This is a genomic window from Arenibacter sp. S6351L, assembly GCF_023016025.1.
Classification (GTDB): domain Bacteria; phylum Bacteroidota; class Bacteroidia; order Flavobacteriales; family Flavobacteriaceae; genus Arenibacter; species Arenibacter algicola_B.
In genome coordinates this window covers 61,596-80,658 of record NZ_JALKBB010000020.1, presented here as the reverse complement: position 1 = coordinate 80,658, position 19,063 = coordinate 61,596, and the positions used below count along the sequence as shown (strand labels likewise).

The window sequence follows — 19,063 nt, the reverse complement described above, 5'->3', positions numbered from 1 at the left end:
TTAAACTCGATTTTATGTCCCGATTAGCTTCGGGGTTGATTATTTATTGATTAAACTCTTTTAATAATGATGAAATTTTCATTTCCGATTTTGTAACCGCAATCCTTCCCGAACGCACAAATTGCATTATGCCATATGGTTTCAATTGTTGGTACATGTCATCAATTTCATTTCGTCTTCCAGTCTTTGCCAAAACAAAGAAATCACGGGATACCGTAACAATTTGGGAATTACTATCCTTTATGATATTTTGGATATTTCGCTCATCGAACAACAAGGTGGAAGCCACTTTAAATAATGCAGATTCCTGATATATGGTTTCTTCATCGGTATGATAGAACGCTTTGATTACCTCAATTTGCTTTTCCACCTGACCAACAATATTACGTACCCAATCTTCTGTAGTGTAAACCACAATAGTGAATTTTGACACGTGGTCTATTTCCGATTTTGAAACATTTAAACTCTCAATGTTTATGTGACGTTTTAAAAATATCCCTGATATTCTGTTCAGTAGTCCTACGCTGTTCTCGGAGTATACTGAAATTGTAAACCATTTTTTTTCCATCTCCTTATCCCAATCCTCTATCAAAAATATGAAGTTATGGGTAATTTTAATTAATAATTATTTTATTTCAAACGTATATCCGATACCGATGCCCCAGAAGGAATCATAGGGAAAACATTATCCTCTTTTTCTACTTTAACTTCCAAAAAGTAAGCATCCTTGGAGGCTAACATTTTTTTAATGGTATCCTTTAAATCCTTTCTCTCGCTTATGCGCTTGGATTCTATATGGTAACCTTCCGCAATTTTTACAAAGTCCGGGTTTACCATTACGGTTGAGGCGTATCTACTTTCAAAGAAAAGCTCCTGCCATTGGCGTACCATTCCCAAATGATCATTATTGAGTACCACGATCTTAACTGGGGTTTTGTTCTGGAAGATAGTTCCCAATTCTTGAATGGTCATTTGATATCCCCCATCGCCAATAATGGCAACTACTTCCCTATCCATGGCTCCCATTTTGGCTCCAATAGCGGCGGGTAAAGCAAAGCCCATAGTTCCCAATCCACCAGAGGTAACATTACTTTTGGTCTGTTTGAATTTGGCATATCTGCAGGCAATCATTTGATGTTGCCCAACGTCCGACACTATAATGGCTTTATGGCCACTGGCTATATTGATCTCCTCAATAACTTCTGCCATGGTAAGTCTGTCCTTGGTAGGATAAACATCATTTTTAATGATCTGGTCAAACTCTATCTTATATTTTTTCTTAAACTCATTATGCCAAGATTCATGGGTGTTGGTCTTGATCATTGGAAGTAACAGGTCCAAGGTAACCTTGGAATCGCCCAATACCGCAACATCGGCCTTAACGTTTTTATTTATTTCCGCAGGATCTATATCGAAATGGATAATTTTTGCCTGTTTGGCATAGGTGTCCAAACTTCCGGTTACCCTATCGTCAAAGCGCATACCAATTGCAATGAGCACATCGCATTCATTGGTCAATAAATTAGGTCCGTAATTACCGTGCATCCCAACCATTCCAACATTTAAAGGGTGGTCCGTATCCATGGCCGAAAGCCCAAGTATGGTCCAGGCAGCAGGAATACCAGCCTTCTCAACCAAGGTTTTTAGTTGTTCCTCGGCTTCTCCTAAAATTACCCCTTGTCCAAAAACTATGAAAGGCTTTTTGGCAGCATTGATTAAATTTGCCGCTTCCTCAATGGCTTTTATATCTGGTTTGGGATAAGGGTTGTAACTGCGAACCCCTTTACAATGCTCGTATGAAAAGTCGAACTCATCAATTTGTGCATTTTTGGTAATATCCACCAATACAGGTCCTGGCCTACCGGATTTGGCAATATAGAACGCCTTGGCCAAGACTTCAGGAATTTCGGAAGCTTTGGTTACTTGACAGTTCCATTTGGTTACAGGAGTGGAAATTCCAATTATATCGGTTTCCTGAAAAGCGTCAGACCCCAACAAATGTCTAGCTACCTGGCCCGTGATGCAGACCATGGGTGTTGAATCTATCTGGGCGTCGGCAATACCGGTAATTAAATTGGTAGCCCCTGGACCTGATGTGGCTACTGCCACACCTACTTTTCCTGTTACTCTAGCATAGCCTTGAGCAGCATGGGTAGCACCTTGCTCATGTCTTGTTAGAATGTGGGTTAGTTTATCCTGAAATTTGTACAATTCGTCATACAGAGGCATAATGGCCCCGCCAGGATATCCGTAAATCAAGTCTACACCCTCAGCCAATAGGCAATGGATAATAGCCTCCGCACCACTTATTCTCTTCGTGCTCTGCTTTGTTGATGCTGTTTTTTCCTTTTTCAATGTTTCCATAATTGTAGACCTAATCGGTTAACATACTTGGTATAAAACCCTTTAATTTTTCTTGGGCAGATGCTTTATTTTCTATACCCTTTAATATTATATTTCGTCGGTTACACAACCTTGGGAGGCCGAGGATACCGTTTTTGCATATTTGTACAAACTTCCTTTTTTAACCTTTAGGGGCGGTTGTACCCAGTTTGCCCTTCGCGTTTTGATCTCTTCATCCGATAGGGCCACAGAAATACTATTTTTTTCTGCGTCAATGGTGATGACATCCCCATCTTTCAAGAGGGCTATAGTTCCACCATCCTGAGCTTCGGGGCATACGTGACCAACAACAAAACCGTGTGTACCTCCAGAAAAGCGACCATCGGTAATCAAGGCCACATCCTTTCCTAGTCCGGCACCCATAATGGCAGCGGTAGGCTTCAGCATCTCCGGCATACCTGGACCACCTTTTGGACCTTCGTACCTAATAACGACAACATCTCCTTTTTTCACCAATCCTTTGCCTATACCGGCATTGGCCAAAAACTCATCATTAAAAACTTTGGCAGGACCGGTAAAGTGCAATCCTTCTTTTCCGGTAATTTTGGCTACGGCACCATCTACCGCAAGATTTCCGTATAAAATTCTCAAGTGTCCGGATTCCTTGATCGGAGCGCTCAAAGGCATAATAATTTGCTGCCCTTCTTTTAAACTTGGAACCTCTGCAAGGTTCTCGGCAACAGTTTTACCAGTTATTGTTAAACAATCTCCGTGCAGCATCCCGTTTTCCAACATAAACTTCATCACTGCCGGTGTACCACCTGCACGATGAAGATCCTCCATCAAATATTTACCGCTTGGTTTTAAATCCGCTAAAAATGGAGTAGTATCACTAATTCTTTGAAAATCGTCCAAAGTAAAATCAACATCTGCTGCTTTCGCTATGGCTAAAAAGTGTAGGACAGCGTTGGTAGATCCTCCTAAGAGCGTTAGCAAGCGAACGGCATTTTCAAAAGATTTTTTTGTAATGATGTCGCTGGGCTTAATATCGTTTTCCAATAGATGTCTCAATGCAAAACCAGCGCTAATGGCATCTTGTTTCTTTTCCTTGCCAATAGCAGGGTTGGAAGAATTGTAAGGTAGGGCCATGCCCAAAGCTTCAATGGCCGAGGCCATGGTATTTGCGGTGTACATACCACCACAGGCACCTGCTCCCGGACATGCATTTTGAATTACTCCTTTGTAATCCTCCTCGTTCATGGTTCCGGCTACCTTTTCGCCCCATGCCTCAAAGGCAGAGACAATATCCAATTTCTTGTCCTTGAAACAACCAGAGGCAATAGTACCACCATAAACCAAAACAGATGGTCTGTTTAATCTGATCATGGCCATAAGGGCACCGGGCATATTTTTGTCGCAACCAACAACAGTTACCAGTCCGTCATAGTTCATAGCTTGTACCACAGTTTCCATAGAATCTGCAATAATATCCCTAGAAGGCAATGAGTATCTCATACCATAGGTACCCATTGAAATACCATCACTAACACCTATAGTATTGAACACAAGTCCGACCAAGCCTCCTTTTTCGGTCCCAAGTTTTACTTCTTGTGCCAGATCATTTAAGTGCATGTTACAAGGATTGCCCTCATAACCCGTACTACCTATTCCGATCAAAGGTTTTTTTAGATCCTCTTCCTCAAGTCCTATGGCGTATAACATAGCCTGTGCGGCAGGTTGTGTGGGGTCTTGGGTAACGTTTTTGCTAAATTTATTTAATTCCATTAATTTGTATACTTTGTATTTTAATACTATTCTATATAAACTACGACTATCAAAGATAAAAGTTTAAAACCCCTTAGATTTTTAACATAAAAATTTGATTTAAATTCAATAATAACGATTTAATTTTAAATACCTAATAATCAGATACTTGAATACATAAACCATATCATATTCAGTAGGTTTTTATTCTTTGATAAACCTTTTGATGGCGACATAAAAAAGAACATAATTCCAAATTTTAGTTCGGCAAAACCTAAAAAAAAGCCTGTATCAAATATGTTTGATACAGGCTTTTTAAATAAATAGAAATCCGTATCATCCCAATTACGGGACAATAATGACCAATTTGATTATGCTTCTATTTATTATCATAAGCGTAAAATTAGGCATTAAAATTTAATTGACAAAGAAATAAATTTCCATCGCCTATTTTAGCTTAAAACTAATATGATCTCCAGATCTTTTTTGCGCCAAAATGGACATAGCCATGTCCGACAACTGTAGAATTCTGGGATAACCTCCAGTGGTCTGACCATCTTTCATTAAAATGATCAATTTTCCAGCAGGAGTCAGTTGTATAGTTCCTGGCAGGGTTGCAGAGGTTAACATAGATAACTTATTGCCCTCAATTACTTCATTAAGCTGATATGCCATTCGGTTATTCTCGTTTGCCACCGAAAATTCCCGGTAGAATAATTGTGACAATTGATTATCTGTCAATAGTTTATATTCAGGACCCTTAAAAACTTCCAATTTGATTTTGTCCAAAACGGAGTCTACTTTAAGTTTTGAAATTTTGGGATTGAACTGTTTACACTTGTTATACGGAAGACTGGACATTTTCTTAATGGAATCCCTCTCGGTAATTGGCTTAAAAAAGGATCTACTTCCCAATACCGATGCGGTGTTGAATCCGTCCTTAATTCCCAAATACGCCCTAAATCCTTTTAATAATTTGCCGTAGGATAATATATCACCGCCATTAACTTTATAGACTTTGTAATTCTCTATGTTTATATCGTTCAGGGTAACCGACATTTCCGCTCCTCCCAAAACAATATAGGTATCCTGTTCAAATTCCAATGTTGGTCCCGTCATGGTTATTTCCAGGACAGCGCAGTTTTCATCGTTTTCCAACAAAGTATTTATCTTCGAGACAGAGAATGAGTCCATTACTCCTGAAACTGGAACACCTTTATCCCTGTACCCAAATCTACCGGTATCCTGCACTGTAGTGAAAAAGCCCGATTTTATAATGTTAAGCATCCAGCACTTTTTTTTCTAAGTTATAAATCCCTACTTCACCTTCAATTTTGTGCAATTGGTATTCTGCCATTGAAATAGGGTAAAATTGTATTTTATCCCCCACTTTAACAAAACATGGGTTTTCCTTTTTTACATCGAACATGGGAACCGGACATTTTCCAATTATATTCCATCCTCCAGGTGAATCCTGGGGGTAAATTCCCGTTTGTTTCCCCGCTAGACCAACAGAGCCTTTAAGGACCTTAGGCCTGGGGGTAGATTTACGTGGAACCTCCAAAGCCTCCGGCACGCCTCCTAAATACATAAACCCAGGTAAAAAACCAATTCCATAGACCGTATAAATACTTTGGGAGTGCAATTCAATTATACGTTCTACCGACAGGCCCAATTGTCCGGAAATCTCCTCGAGATCCAACCCGAATTCCAAATCATAACTTACCGGTAATCGCCAGAGGTATCTGGTAGCAGGTTCTATCTTTCCTTTTATGGCATACCATTCCTTTATTTTCGGTTTAAAATAATCGAAATCGAGGACGGTGTTCTTGCATATCAAAGTAAGTGAATTATAAGCAGGAACAAACTCCCACTCTTTTTCATCTAGGTGATTTTTTTTCAAGTATTGAATGAATTGAAGAATCTCGTCCAATATGGACTCTTCCACCCTATTGGGCCACTCCACCAATATGGCATGGACACCAAATTGTCTTACAGATATTTTGAAACTACTCACTTTTTTATTAAGATTTGGTTCTTTGGTAAATGTTTGGAAAGATACATTAATATTTGAAATGTTGAAGGAGAATCCCCGTGAATACAGTAGGTGTCCGCCTTGATTTTTACCGCCTTCCCGGAAAGGGTCAAAACCGCACCTTTTGTAACCATATAGAGTAAATGGTCTTTAACGGCTTTGGGATCCTGTATTAGGGCCATAGGTTCTTTTCTGGACACAAGGGAGAGGTCTTCATTATAATTGCGATCGGCAAACGCCTCATATTTTATTTGGAATCCCAAACGCAGCGCTTCTTCAGCAATTTTTGAATCGTAGGGAACATACAAAAAAACCTCATTTTTATATTTTTCAACACTATCCAAAAATACCAATGCCAATTCCCTGTCCCTGGCCACATCATTGTACAGGGCACCATGGGGTTTTATGTGGTTCAGCGCAAGACCCAAAGATTTGAGGACAGTGTTTAAATCATCGATCTGGGCAAGGATACTTTTTTTCAATTCTTCTTTAGCCATTTTAATGCTGGTCCTTCCAAAATTCTCCCTATCTGGATATGATGGATGTGCCCCTATCAACACCTTGTGTTCTTTGGCCAAGAAGGCTACCTTCATCATAGTAGCAGTATCCCCGGCATGGCCGCCACAGGCAATATTACAGGAGGTGATTAAGGGCAATAGCTGTGCTTCGTTGCCTATACCCTCCCCTATGTCACAATTAATATCAATATTGATCATGTCCTTAAAATAGCCCAAAAACGGTTAATATGCTTTTTGTCCCCAATATAATGGACAAAATAATAATGATAATCCCCAATATATTTTGAAATTGGGTATTTTGATATTCCAGCATTACTGTTTTGCGATTAACGATCCACAGTAGAAAAATAGCGATAATTGGTAATAGCATCCCGTTGGTTACCTGGGCAAATTTGATAATCTCCAGAGGTTTTATTCCTATGGACATAAATAGGACACCTATCAATAAAATGATCATCCAGACCAACTTGAAACGTAGGTTGTCCATGGTCGTATTCCATCCAAAACAGCTATTGGCTACAAAGGCAGCAGCTAAGGGCGCGGTAATGGCAGAGGTTACCCCGGCCGCAAAAAGTCCCATTCCCATAAAATATTTGGCACTTTCCCCATATAGTGGTTCCAATCCTTTGGTCATATCCATAATATTGGTTATTTCGTTGGAAGGAATAGCAGTTGCGGTAACCACTATTGCCATAGATACCATACCTCCCAGAACAATGGACACGATGGTATCCCTACGCGCCTCCTTTAAATTTTCTTTGGATTTCCATTTTTCGCTTACCAATGAGGTATGTAAGAATAAATTATAGGGTACAACCGTGGTGCCTACCAAGGCAATAATGGTCAAAATACCTCCATTTGGAATTTTGGGGATAAAAAGACCTTTTATTATGGCCGAAATATCCGGTTTTGTAATTATGGCCGTCAATAGGAAGGATATGCTCATGACCACTACCAAGGAAACCAGTACCTTTTCCAAAACCTGATAATTACCAAAAAACAAAAGTATAAATGCAAATATTCCAACTGCCCAAGGATAAAAACTAAGATATTCCTGCCCAAAAATAGCCTCCAAGCCCAAGGAAGCACCACCAATATTACCGCCTTCATAAGCTGCATTCCCAATAACTATTGCCGATAGAATAAGACCCAGTACCAAAATTTTTAACCAGCGGACACCTATTTCTTCTTTTATAACATGGGCCAACCCCTTTTGGGTAACAATTCCCAATCTAGCTGCCATTTCCTGTAATACTACGGTGGCCAATACGGATAGCAACAGGGCCCAAAGAAGTGAATATCCATATTGTACCCCGGCAATGGTGCATACGGTAACGGTACCAGGGCCTATAAAGGCTGCCGCTACCAAAACTCCTGGCCCCATTTTAAATTTCATTCTATTGAGCTGTATTTAAGGCATATAATGCAAAACTTCCCAACCAATGGGTACCACTGTAATTATCGTCTACAATACTGGGAAGTGAGTAATTAATATGCTCGGTGGCTATTAGTTTTAAATGGGAGTATTGGGGAAGTGTTTCCGCAATACCGTACAAACACCAGGCCCTACTAAAATTGAGGCCATCCAAATGCACCAATTTTCCATCTGTTCTGTCCGACACTTTACCGGGTTCCAGACTAAATTGAGGATCTGCCAATTGGGGCAAGAATTTATCCAGCCATTTTTTAAACTTTTCCTGACTATAGATTTTTCTCACCAGATTGGCTTCTTCCAGGCATGGCGATAGAAAATCGAATCCGCTAGGTTCCCAGTTCAGGGGACAATCTGCATCGTTTTCATAGAACCGGGCAACACTGGAGGTAATGGCGTTTTTTAAGGCATCGTCCTCAAGGACAACGGCATAATCCCAAGCCAAGGAAAGTCCAAAGGCGGTGTTGGAATGTTCACCCACCCTAATGGGGTAATTTAATTTCGGTAAAAATTCTATGTAGGCAGCCACTATATAATTTGTCAACGGCTGTAAATTAACCTCTAGGTCACGGGCCAAAGGGTCCTGCCATGTATGAAGTTCTTCGGCCAATTTCAGGATCCAGGCCCACCCATATGTCCGTTCATATGACTTATTTCCTATCATGTTAAAATAATCCACCTCTTCCAATATATTTTCCTTGGAAATATTTTCCACCAATTTATTCCGAATTGTGGAAGCCTGATTTAAACTAGGGAACTGTTTAAGCAGGGAAACCATGGACCAGTGACCGTGAACAGAGGAATGCCAGTCGTAACAACCATAAAATGCTGGGTGCAATTGTTTAGGACCTCCCAAATGGGTTGAATCCTGAAGTGACTGATTTAATTTGTTGGGATATTCCGTTTGTAGGCATTCCAATGGCAGACGTACCAGCCGATTGGCTTCGTTAAAAGTCAGTTCCGGCAGTGCCAAGGCCGTAGCAGCTTTAGGCATTGTATTTTGTTGGTCCCTACAGCTTAAAAGAATGATAAAAAAGATAAAAGTCGTGACTATTGTTTTAAGCATTGTTCTACAGTCCATTATTTAGGTTTGAAATAGTGAATATGTAAATATATAGGGATATTCCAAAATGCGGAAGAATATTTATTTTTTAAAGGCCATGTGGTTTGAAAAGTAGGTCGTTCATCTAAAAAGTTGCAGTTCGTCTAAAAGATGGCCTTTTTGGATAACCCTCATATAATAATCCAAAAATATTACGGTTATAATAATCCCAAATTAAATTTTTAACCTACTTGAATGACATGTTTAGATTGTAACAAAGAGCTTGATTATCTCGACCACAAAAGTTCTATGGATCTCCTAGGATTAGAGCTATGTGCGAAGCACAAAGGCAGAATGGAAAAGCTGATCAAACTTAAAAGAACCCCCAAGGAAGCCATACAATTGTATTATGGTTTAAAAAGTGCAGGTGTAAATCCAATGCTGGAATGGTGGGATGGAAAAAAATCAGTGGATATTGCTATATCGAGGGTAAAACTTAATATAGAAATAGACACGGAATACCATTCCATAACCCATGAACAAGCCATAAACGATTTGGAAGAAGCTATGCATTCTTTTAGAAATGGATTTACCACCATTCGTATCCCCCATGTACTTATTAAATATTATTTAAAGGAAACCGTAGATAATATTTTAGGAATTATGGAAGGACTAAAGGCCAATATCAAGGTACTATAGCTAGTGATGCCATAGGGAAATGTCTTTTCAAGTAAGGACAAAAGCAATTCAGCAAAACCAAAACTGAATTGCCATGAATCTTAAAAACAATTTTATGGAAACAGAAAAGAAGATTTTGAGAACACCTTTAAGAATAGCCATTTCCCTACTTATTGTAGGCTTTCTTTGTAAAATTCTACATTTTACAACCGTAGCAAATCCCATAATATTAATTTCCCTTATTTCTATTGGCGTATTGTACGCCTGGCGATTTTGGAAAAAAACAAAAAAGGGATTTCTGCAATACAATAAATTAATATTGGTTACTTCTTGGTCCCTAAATGGAATTTTCAAAATTCTGGATATATCCCACAATGATTTTTTTCAAGTAATAGGAAGCTTGGCCTTTATTATTTGGATCATCATGGAAGGCACAACATACCTCATTGATGACAAGGACGACAATAGAAGTGATATTGCATATTTCATGTGGAACACCATGATGATCATTGGTATATTGGCCATAATCATTGGTAGCCTGACCAAAATATTGGAATGGGAATATGCTACCCCTACCCTTGTTACGGGATTTATTCTTGTTGCCGCATACGTTTTAAAGGACCTATTGGTCCAGAGTCTTCAGAAAAAGGAATAGAGGTATTGTCACCTTTCAGTCTATAGGCCTTTTTTTACTTAATTGGAGAATCAATGGGAAGTAGTTTTATACGGTCCAATGATTTGGGAATTAAAATACTTTAGAAAGGGAATGTGCAATCGCTGTAATCCCGTAGCGCTTTTTCGGCTTTTAAGGCTTCCTATATTTTCATGGAAATATCAAATTTTTGTAGTATTTTTTACTCTCAAACTAAAACCATGGAAAAACACAGGCGAATTTTTATTCAAAAGGCTGGATTAATTGCAGCAGCAAGCGCATTTACACCCCAAATATTACTATCCTCCACCAGGGCACAAAAGAAAAAATTAGGGGTAGCCCTTGTTGGATTAGGGTATTATAGCACCGATCTTCTTGCCCCTGCCCTACAATTGACCAACAACTGTGAATTAAGGGGCATTGTCACCGGTAGTCCCGAAAAGATTCCTGTATGGAAAGAAAAATATGGTATAAAGGACAAGAACGTATACAATTACAATAATTTTGATACCATTGCCAATAACCCGGATATAGATGTTGTATATGTGGTTCTACCGCCTTCCATGCATGCGGAGTATACCATAAGGGCGGCCAAGGCCGGTAAGCATGTGTGGTGCGAAAAGCCAATGGCACCCTCTGTTGCCGATTGTGAGGCAATGATCAAGGCCTGCAAGGACAATAAAGTAAAACTGGCTATTGGATACCGCTGTCAACACGACCCTAATATTCAGGCCTATATGAAAGTGGGCAAGGAAAGGCCATTTGGGAAAGTACGGATGGTGACTTCTGCAGCGGGATATTTTGACGGCCGGACCAACCATTGGAAGCAAAATAAAAAATTAGGAGGTGGAGCAATGGGTGATATGGGCGTGTATGCGCTACAAGGTGCGCGATTGGCCACTGGGGAAGAACCCATTTCGGTATTGGCGCAGGCCTCCACAACCCGACCTGAAATTTATCACGAAGTGGAGGAAACCATGATGTTTCAATTGGAATTTCCCAGCGGAGCCAGAGCATCCTGCCAGACCAGTTTTGGTATCAATATGAACCACCTTCAGGTAAACTACGAAAAAGGTTGGTTAAAAATGGAACCGCACTCCTCCTATAACGGTAATAACGGAAGTATGTCCGATGGGACCATCATTAAATTTTCCATCCCTAGCCAGCAGGCCAAGCAAATGGATGAGGACGCTATGGCTATTATGGATAAAACCGACTTAATTGTCCCTGGGGAAGAAGGACTGAGGGATATTCGTGTTGTTGAGGCCATCTACAAATCGGCCGCACAGAATTGTGTGGTAAAATTGTAGGTTTGGCAAGGTTTTATACTGAGAATTTATCGGTAAACCGTTATCTTTCTTTGTTTTATGGTTTTGTAGGATTTTACTTTCATAGATGATTTTGACCCTTCATCCGAATTAGGTTCAAGTTGTCGAAATTTTGTTCCATACATGGAGACGAAAATCCTTTTCCTTTGATTTTGGGGTTTTATATATAAACCCAATCTTATGAAGGAAAATACTACATTAAACGAATTTTTATTTTATCTCTTTTGCGCCTTTTGCTTTGCTTGGGCCATTTATGTGCTGACCTCTTAATTTAGGTTGCACATATTAGCGATTAAAATGTTGGCTAGCCATGGGTAAGTGACCCATGTTGGTTCCCGGTTAGGCTATGCGTAATTAGAACTATTGCAGTGTAAATTAAATTATACATAGTTTACCCGTATAATATGGTAATCATATCAACGCATATATCAAAATATGGCTAATGTTGTAGTTTGATAAATTCATTGGCATATCTTTCGCCCATGAGCCGCTGCGCTTCGGAATTGAAGTGCACCTTATCCCCTTTGTCCTTTAGGTCCTGGGTATTGATCACCCCTGAATATGGATCAGTGGATACATAGTATTTTATGTGGTCATTAATCTTTGACCACAATGGATTGGTCGAATAACTGCCCAGTTGTCCTATTACAACGGGTGTCTCTTGGTTCCCAATAATTTTTCTGAATTGATAGAACAACTCCGATAATTTGATTTGGTATAATGGAGCCTCCTTGGTTTTGGCATCACTTTCACCCTGATGCCAAAGAATCCCTTTTACCGTCCCAAAACGCATACCCAATTCTGCTTTTTGTTTGAAATTGGTGAATAGTTTAACCTCCCTATGGATGGAATCGTTTAACCACTGTGAAATTGAGCTTCCCCCTACCGCTGTGGGAATTAAAAGAACCGAAATACTGTCCGGGATATGCTTAATGAGGGACTTGCCGAATGAAAGGCCGCTGTCCAATCCTGCCATTGATGGTTCATAAAAATGTAACGGCTCTTTGGCAAAGATGATATTGCCCTGTTTGTTTAGGGTATATACTCTTTTGTTGGGAACGGTATCCTGAGGCTCCACTAGCCCTCTACCCGCCATATTGGATTGCCCCGCTAAAATAAAAACCCATAAATTCTCTTTATTGGGAACATTTTCTACCGGCAGCTCAACTTTTGGGAAAAATTGTGTCCTTTCGTCCTTGTTCTGTCCATTGCACCAAAATATTACTGAAAATGTAAGTAAGGTTATTAGAACTATTTTTTTAGTCATATCGGATCTAATGATATTAGGTTGCACTAAAGTTTAGAAATTATTTAAACCACCTACAATATATTAATTTATTTAACGTGAGTTTGATGGATTTTTAATTGTTAATGGGTTGTTTATGATAATGTTGTCTGGTCTATCGCAGCGGAGACCTCAATTTAAATGTGTAAACGTCCGAAACCTCTCGAATGAACCTGGCTGCCGGCTAGGTTTACCTTGGAACATGGACAGTAAACCTATGCGTTAGTACAATAGTACAGTGCTTTTTAAGATATGACGGGCAACCAGTTAGATTTAAGTGTTAAAAATTAAGGACATAAGTAAGAAACTGTGTATTTCATCCGTTATTTAAGTATATCATCCTATATTTATCAAAAATTACATTAATAAAACGCACCCCTTATGAAGAGAAGCAAAACCTTAATCGGGATTTCGCTTTTAATCCTTACGCTAGTAACCCTTGTTTTAAACGCTTTTAATTCGCCCCCCGATCCAGGACCCAAGGTAGCTGTTACAAGTATTGAACATTTAAAGGACGCCTTGAATGCCAAAGAGGAGATGCTTTATAAAAGGCATCAAGATGAATTGAAAGTGGCCATCAATGCCTATTTTGATAAGGCTATCGCTGCAGGAGATATTGTAGGTGCAGGAGTGAGTATTGTAAAGGATGATTCTATTATAATTTCGGATGGCTATGGCAAACGAAACATCAATCGCAACGAGCGTGTAGATGGAGGGACTATTTTTAGACTAGGATCCCTTTCCAAAGGATTTGCAGGGGTATTGGCTGCCGAATTAAAGGATGAAGGCAAATTACATTGGGAGGACAGGGTAAGCGACTTTATACCGGAATTTAAATTTGGCGACAAGGACAATACCAATAAAATCACTTTAGCCAATATTTTATCACACACTGCAGGCACCCCTTATCATAGTTATACCAATCTCGTGGAGGCCGGACTGCCACTACAGGATATTGCCCAACGTTTTAAGGAAATTACCCCGATCAGCGAGCCCGGATCAATGTATAGTTATCAGAATGCCATGTTTGCGCTATGTGGGGAAATGATACATAAAGCAACCGGACAGGATATAAGTGAGGTGTTGGCCAATACTTTTTTTAATCCATTGGGTATGTGTTCTACCACCATGGATTATGAAACCTTGGCGCACATGGAAAATGTGGCCATGCCACACTCCAAAAGAAGAAACGGCTGGAGAACATTGCCCCTTTCAAACAATTATTACAACGCCATTGCAGCGGGAGGTATTAGTGCCAGCTCTGTTGATATGGCCAAATGGATGCGATTTTTACTCGGGCATAACCCGGAATTAATGAGCAAATCTGCTCTTGCAGAAACTTTTTCCCCCTTTATAGAAATTAAAGGGGAAAGCAAGTATTACCAACATTGGCCAGGACATAAAACATCTTATTATGGTTATGGATGGAGAATACATAAATTCATGGAGAAGGACTCGGACCAAGAAAAAACTATATGGCATCATGGAGGAAGTGTCAACAACTACAGAAATGAAATAGCTATTTATCCGGAAGCCGATCTGGGTATCTGTGTGCTATTGAGCAACAACAGTAGAATCGCCAAAACCGTAATCCCGGATCTATATGCCATAGTGAAGGGAATATATGGAGAAACTACTCCTTATAATCAACTGAATACGGGTAATGATCTGGTCCAGTTACATTTGGAATAAACATTTGTTAGTTGAATGTTCAAAGTCAAAAGTTCAAAGTTGTACGTCCCTGATTTAGGTTGACCACTTTCCCTGCCGGCCCTTCTCTTGTTGACGCTCGCGCTAACGGGTGTATCTAGACCAAAACCCCATACAACTAATTATTAAAGGTTTTAATTCTGTCATTCGTTTTTAAGATATAATCATTAAACGTTTTAGATGGGTCAAAATTGGAGTTCGAGAGTTTTTTATTGAACCTCAACCATTCAACTAATTCTTTATTTAAGTTTCTGTCAGAATCTGTTTTAGTTATAATGTCAATTACCAAAAGTGCATTTAATACTTCATCAACATTTTCTTTTGTAACTGGGAAGGGAATCAAAAATAATTTTTCCATAACAATAGATTTTAATTATTATTAAGTGTAATTAATATAATGATTTTTAATTAAATAATTTTACTGAAAAATCATATTATCGATTAATACCCCCTGAAAACCCTTGCTGGACAAGCCTGCCTCGCCCTCAGGCAGGCGTCACGCTCGTACTTTTGTCTCGCAGGCAGCCAGGCCTTTGTTACCAGATACGGCAATATAATTGCACCCATAATGTCCATGGTCATTGGGACAAAATGTTACAATTTAGTTAATGTTTTTAGTCTATTGTTTTCCTTCAGGAGTCTTTAAACTGTTCAAGTTGCCTGAGTCAATTATTTGAATACTACTGCCCTCAAAATCGTCGCCAATATCCTGGTATCTACCACCAATGTGCTGGGCAAGGAATGCTTCAGAAACCGCAAAGAACGAAAGATTATTTTCTGGTCTTGCAAAGCCATGTCCCTCATCAGGATAAAGTACGTAGGTTACGGGAATTTGTTTCTCGTTCATAGCCTTTACAATCTGATCGGCCTCAGCCTGTTTAACACGTGGGTCATTCGCCCCCTGTCCTATGAGCAAAGGTTTTATGATACTGTCTACGCGGTTCAAGGGTGAGCGTTCTTCAAGTAAAGCGAGGCCTTCCTCGGTATCCGGATCTCCAATGTGCTGAACAAAGACATCCCGGAACGATTTCCAATATGGTGGAATTGTATTGAGAAGGGTAGTAAGATTGGATGGGCCAACGATGTCCACACCGCAAGCGAAGACATCTGGAGTATAGGTAAGGCCTACCAAGGTGGCATAACCACCATAACTTCCACCCATAATGGCTACATTTTCCTTGTCGGCAATCTTTTCTTCCACCATCCAGTCCACGGCATCTATTAGGTCATCATGCATCTTACCGGCCCATTCCTTGGCAGCAATATTGATAAATTTCTTCCCAAAGCCAATAGATCCCCTAAAATTGGTGCTCAGTACTACATACCCCCTATTGGCCAACCATTGGTGTAAACCGTTGAATCCAAAATTATCTCTACCCCAAGGTCCGCCGTGGACCAATAATACGGTTGGAGCTGGTTTGGAGGTTCTACCATTAACATCCAATTCTTGGGGTATGGTAAGGTAGGAAACCAATTTATAACCATCCCTGCTCTCAATCTCAACGGGGTACATATTCGCCAATGGCACATCATCAAATTCAGGTTTGGATGCAACTAGGAATTCGGCTTTTTTCGCCTTTAGGTCATACTTATAATATTTTAAATATTCCTGTGGCGAATCATAGGATAAAATCCAAGTGTTATTATCCGTAGATCTAAAATGTACAGTTAATTCTCCCTCTTTATGTGTACTAAGATAATCCAGGTTCCCCTTTGCTTCTTCGGTCAATGGAACCCATTCCTTGCGTAGATAATTGGTGGCATAGGCCTCAACTTCATAGGTGGTAGGATGCACCAAAATATCGGCAATGTCAGATTTTTCGTTTTCAGCTATTACTTTCTTTTCATCGGTTTCCAGATTTAAGGTGTACAGGGCAGCTTTGTCCCTGTCCCTGCTGTCTATCATATAAGCGTTCTGGTTGTTTTTGTCAAATCCAAAGAAGCCAAACGAAAGCATATCCTCTTGTGGAACCCTAAAATATTCCTCCCACTTACCATTATTGTATTTGTAAACAATTTGGCCCCCAGCTGGATTAGTTCTTGTGGCCAGACGGATATTGTATAGGTTATCGGGCAAAATCTGTAAAAAAGATTCATCTTTCAATACTAGCTTCATTTTGTGGGTATTCAAATCTACTTTGTAGACATCCATATTGGAAGGGTCCGAATTATTTATCTGGATGAGTATCTCATCTGGATTCTCCCTGGATACGCTCAGAATATCTGCTCTTGGCCGCACGATCTGCCCTGTATTGGGGTCTATAATCGGTTTCCCGTCAGTTCCTATAATCTCCTCCTGTGGGGTAAGGTCAGTATCCGTTTTGCTTTCCACGTCCAGTAAGTGAACATGCCAGTTTTCATCACCACCCTTATCTTGCGCGTATAGTATATTTCCTGACTTGTAACTCCATTGATAGGCCTGTATACCGCGCAAGGTATCGTTGGTAATTGGCTGGGCGTTCTCCGGATTTTCTATAGGGGCCACCCATATATTCATGACGTTGTTGACCGGGGCTCTATAACTAAAATATTTACCGTCAGGGCTAATCCTTACCTGTATTTTGTCAGGGTTCCCAAAAAATAGTTCACGGTCTACCAGATCTGGGACTGTGACTTCTGTTGTTTCTCTTTCTTTCTCGGCACATCCTAAGATTAAAAAGCAAATTAAAATGAATAAAGAGGTAGTTGTTTTCATATAGTCAATGGTTTAAATTGTAGTAAAAGGTAAGTAATTAATTGCTGATTTACAGTATGTTAGAGGTGTTTTTTGATAACAATTCTTCTTTTTTTGATATAAGTAACTTTGGGCACGAGCTTGCCTAATAGTGGGCAGATGTGCCATATAAGCCAACGGACTAGTCAAGGAAATAATAGTGTAGTATTTACAGGGAAGTCCCCTGTAATTACACCTCTAATTGGAAGAAAATAACGGCTGGTGCATACTGATGCAATGGATGCCACCACCTCCTAAATTGACCGCAAGGGCATCGATCATGACTATTTTTCGATCTGGAAAAACGGATTGCAAAATTTGAACAGCCTCGTCATCCTTTAGTTTCAACTCGTTAGACATGCCTTCCCTCCAACAACGCTGTCCAATGACCACCTTATTGGTTATAATGAAATTAAGGTAGCTGAGTGCCGCCATGACTTTTATGGGCTCTCCATTCGGAAAGGTACTTCCGTTGGTATAGTCCAGTGTTTTAATGTACTCGTAAACATAATCCCCTGGATTCATACTTGAAAAAATTGTTCCGGGTAGTGGCATTCTGATAATAGTAAATGGCTTGCCATTCTGGTCTGTTGCTTCAGACAATATTCGGTAATTTTCCTCCATGCGTTTGTGGTTTTCAAAGGCAATTGGATCTTCGAGATCTACACTATCCATCTTAGCGAAAAGGATCGTGGAATCATTTACAAAGCGGGCAAATTCGTCAACATGACCATTGGTAGTAACTACCGTATAGGCTTTGTCACCGTCTACGGTGGTTATGGGGCCACGGAAAGTATGATCGTCTTCCACCAAACCCTGTTTTAACCAGATAATCTTTTTAACCCCCAAGAGCCTTTTGTATTCCTTCTCCATATCCGCTTTGGTCATGTCTGGATTTCTGTCCATTTCTACTGCTTCCGTGGTAATTAGGGTACCTTTGCCATTCACTTCCCTATTTCCCCCTTCACTGATCATTCTACTTGAAATTACGGGTAGCTGAAAATGTTTGGCAACCCTTTCATCATACAATTCCTCGGTTTTTGTATCTATGTCCAAAGTGTCGGAATAGCCCCAAGCATTAAAGTTGAAGTCGGCAATGGCCCAAGTGTTTTGATTGGTTTCAACAAATATGGGTCCCATGTCCCGTGCCCAGATCTCCACGGAGGGGAGTTGCAGAAGTTTAAGTTTTGGCAATTCCCCAAAATACTTTTTTAGGGATTCCTCGGCTTGCGTTAAAAGTTCTTTGTCCTTGCAAGTTATTACTATACCTATATTTCCCATTAAGGCTTCAACAATGGCAAGCGTTACTTGTTCAACGGACTCCCCTTCCTTATGATCGGTTGATGGCCAAATTAGCCAAATCGCCTCTTGGGATTCGAACTCGGCAGGTTGATTTACAGCAATTATTGGGTCGGATTTCTTGGGAGAGGAACACGAAAGAATCAGCATTGAAAATAAAATGCTATTTAAAATTAACTTCATACCACCGCATTTTATGGGTTTATACACTTAAATAAATATAGGCACAACCATCATGATCCTATTTCTATTTTAAAGCATTTT

The 19,063-nt window shown here is 39.9% G+C and carries 16 protein-coding genes; 4 read left to right on the top strand and 12 right to left on the bottom strand.

Annotation, left to right across the window (positions count from 1 at the left end):
- Positions 1-43: 43 nt before the first annotated feature.
- The 8 genes from ilvN to MWU82_RS15925 form a co-directional block, all read right to left on the bottom strand.
- The gene (gene ilvN / locus MWU82_RS15960) at positions 44-568 is read right to left on the bottom strand and encodes an acetolactate synthase small subunit (protein ID WP_031444068.1); all 525 of its coding nucleotides are present in this window, start codon (positions 566-568) and stop codon (positions 44-46) included.
- 62 nt (positions 569-630) lie between these two features.
- Complete coding sequence (gene ilvB, locus MWU82_RS15955) at positions 631-2,364, bottom strand: biosynthetic-type acetolactate synthase large subunit (protein ID WP_247097142.1); 1,734 nt, start codon at positions 2,362-2,364, stop codon at positions 631-633.
- 87 nt (positions 2,365-2,451) lie between these two features.
- The gene (gene ilvD, locus MWU82_RS15950; protein WP_247097141.1) at positions 2,452-4,128 is read right to left on the bottom strand and encodes a dihydroxy-acid dehydratase; all 1,677 of its coding nucleotides are present in this window, start codon (positions 4,126-4,128) and stop codon (positions 2,452-2,454) included.
- 426 nt (positions 4,129-4,554) lie between these two features.
- Positions 4,555-5,394, bottom strand: a complete 840-nt coding sequence (locus MWU82_RS15945) for a biotin-dependent carboxyltransferase family protein (RefSeq protein WP_247097140.1) — start codon at positions 5,392-5,394, stop codon at positions 4,555-4,557.
- On the bottom strand, positions 5,387-6,124 hold the full coding sequence (gene pxpB / locus MWU82_RS15940) for a 5-oxoprolinase subunit PxpB (protein ID WP_247097139.1): 738 nt from the start codon (positions 6,122-6,124) through the stop codon (positions 5,387-5,389). Before pxpB ends, MWU82_RS15945 begins: the two co-directional genes overlap by 8 nt.
- The gene (gene pxpA, locus MWU82_RS15935; protein WP_247097138.1) at positions 6,121-6,858 is read right to left on the bottom strand and encodes a 5-oxoprolinase subunit PxpA; all 738 of its coding nucleotides are present in this window, start codon (positions 6,856-6,858) and stop codon (positions 6,121-6,123) included. The genes pxpB and pxpA overlap by 4 nt, the downstream gene beginning before the upstream one ends.
- Positions 6,859-6,862: 4 nt before the next feature.
- Complete coding sequence (locus MWU82_RS15930) at positions 6,863-8,056, bottom strand: Nramp family divalent metal transporter (RefSeq protein WP_247097137.1); 1,194 nt, start codon at positions 8,054-8,056, stop codon at positions 6,863-6,865.
- A 1-nt stretch (position 8,057) separates the two neighbouring features.
- The gene (locus tag MWU82_RS15925; protein ID WP_247097136.1) at positions 8,058-9,173 is read right to left on the bottom strand and encodes a DUF2891 domain-containing protein; all 1,116 of its coding nucleotides are present in this window, start codon (positions 9,171-9,173) and stop codon (positions 8,058-8,060) included.
- A 216-nt stretch (positions 9,174-9,389) separates the two neighbouring features.
- On the opposite strand from MWU82_RS15925, the gene MWU82_RS15920 reads away from it, so the two are divergent.
- The 3 genes from MWU82_RS15920 (at position 9,390) to MWU82_RS15910 (ending at position 11,774) form a co-directional block, all read left to right on the top strand.
- Positions 9,390-9,833 (top strand): hypothetical protein, encoded by a 444-nt coding sequence (locus MWU82_RS15920; protein WP_215948339.1) that lies wholly within the window; start codon positions 9,390-9,392, stop codon positions 9,831-9,833.
- 94 nt (positions 9,834-9,927) lie between these two features.
- The gene (locus tag MWU82_RS15915) at positions 9,928-10,467 is read left to right on the top strand and encodes a hypothetical protein (RefSeq protein WP_247097135.1); all 540 of its coding nucleotides are present in this window, start codon (positions 9,928-9,930) and stop codon (positions 10,465-10,467) included.
- A gap of 218 nt (positions 10,468-10,685) precedes the next feature.
- Positions 10,686-11,774 carry a Gfo/Idh/MocA family oxidoreductase gene (locus MWU82_RS15910; RefSeq protein ID WP_215948341.1) on the top strand — a complete coding sequence of 363 codons (1,089 nt, stop codon included), beginning with the start codon at positions 10,686-10,688 and terminating at the stop codon, positions 11,772-11,774.
- Positions 11,775-12,231: 457 nt separating this feature from the next.
- On the opposite strand, the gene MWU82_RS15905 is transcribed toward MWU82_RS15910, so the two are convergent.
- Positions 12,232-13,059 (bottom strand): sialate O-acetylesterase, encoded by an 828-nt coding sequence (locus MWU82_RS15905; RefSeq protein ID WP_247097134.1) that lies wholly within the window; start codon positions 13,057-13,059, stop codon positions 12,232-12,234.
- A gap of 399 nt (positions 13,060-13,458) precedes the next feature.
- Between MWU82_RS15905 and MWU82_RS15900 the strand changes: the two genes are divergently transcribed.
- On the top strand, positions 13,459-14,769 hold the full coding sequence (locus MWU82_RS15900; RefSeq protein WP_247097133.1) for a serine hydrolase domain-containing protein: 1,311 nt from the start codon (positions 13,459-13,461) through the stop codon (positions 14,767-14,769).
- A 136-nt stretch (positions 14,770-14,905) separates the two neighbouring features.
- Here the strand turns inward: MWU82_RS15900 and MWU82_RS15895 are convergent, their stop codons facing one another.
- From MWU82_RS15895 to MWU82_RS15885, 3 genes are all read right to left on the bottom strand, one after another.
- Positions 14,906-15,145 (bottom strand): hypothetical protein, encoded by a 240-nt coding sequence (locus tag MWU82_RS15895; protein WP_247097132.1) that lies wholly within the window; start codon positions 15,143-15,145, stop codon positions 14,906-14,908.
- 261 nt (positions 15,146-15,406) lie between these two features.
- Positions 15,407-17,482 carry a S9 family peptidase gene (locus MWU82_RS15890; protein ID WP_247097131.1) on the bottom strand — a complete coding sequence of 692 codons (2,076 nt, stop codon included), beginning with the start codon at positions 17,480-17,482 and terminating at the stop codon, positions 15,407-15,409.
- Between the two features lie 216 nt (positions 17,483-17,698).
- Complete coding sequence (locus tag MWU82_RS15885; RefSeq protein WP_247097130.1) at positions 17,699-18,982, bottom strand: agmatine deiminase family protein; 1,284 nt, start codon at positions 18,980-18,982, stop codon at positions 17,699-17,701.
- Positions 18,983-19,063 lie beyond the last annotated feature (81 nt).

Bases quoted from the DNA above. Each gene is read 5' to 3' on its own strand.
- ilvN (WP_031444068.1), bottom strand. From the start codon at position 568: ATGGAAAAAAAATGGTTTACAATTTCAGTATACTCCGAGAACAGCGTA.
- ilvB (WP_247097142.1), bottom strand. From the start codon at position 2,364: ATGGAAACATTGAAAAAGGAAAAAACAGCATCAACAAAGCAGAGCACG.
- ilvD (WP_247097141.1), bottom strand. From the start codon at position 4,128: ATGGAATTAAATAAATTTAGCAAAAACGTTACCCAAGACCCCACACAA.
- MWU82_RS15945 (WP_247097140.1), bottom strand. From the start codon at position 5,394: ATGCTTAACATTATAAAATCGGGCTTTTTCACTACAGTGCAGGATACC.
- pxpA (WP_247097138.1), bottom strand. From the start codon at position 6,858: ATGATCAATATTGATATTAATTGTGACATAGGGGAGGGTATAGGCAAC.
- MWU82_RS15930 (WP_247097137.1), bottom strand. From the start codon at position 8,056: ATGAAATTTAAAATGGGGCCAGGAGTTTTGGTAGCGGCAGCCTTTATA.
- MWU82_RS15925 (WP_247097136.1), bottom strand. From the start codon at position 9,173: ATGGACTGTAGAACAATGCTTAAAACAATAGTCACGACTTTTATCTTT.
- MWU82_RS15920 (WP_215948339.1), top strand. From the start codon at position 9,390: ATGACATGTTTAGATTGTAACAAAGAGCTTGATTATCTCGACCACAAA.
- MWU82_RS15915 (WP_247097135.1), top strand. From the start codon at position 9,928: ATGGAAACAGAAAAGAAGATTTTGAGAACACCTTTAAGAATAGCCATT.
- MWU82_RS15910 (WP_215948341.1), top strand. From the start codon at position 10,686: ATGGAAAAACACAGGCGAATTTTTATTCAAAAGGCTGGATTAATTGCA.
- MWU82_RS15905 (WP_247097134.1), bottom strand. From the start codon at position 13,059: ATGACTAAAAAAATAGTTCTAATAACCTTACTTACATTTTCAGTAATA.
- MWU82_RS15900 (WP_247097133.1), top strand. From the start codon at position 13,459: ATGAAGAGAAGCAAAACCTTAATCGGGATTTCGCTTTTAATCCTTACG.
- MWU82_RS15895 (WP_247097132.1), bottom strand. From the start codon at position 15,145: ATGGAAAAATTATTTTTGATTCCCTTCCCAGTTACAAAAGAAAATGTT.
- MWU82_RS15890 (WP_247097131.1), bottom strand. From the start codon at position 17,482: ATGAAAACAACTACCTCTTTATTCATTTTAATTTGCTTTTTAATCTTA.
- MWU82_RS15885 (WP_247097130.1), bottom strand. From the start codon at position 18,982: ATGAAGTTAATTTTAAATAGCATTTTATTTTCAATGCTGATTCTTTCG.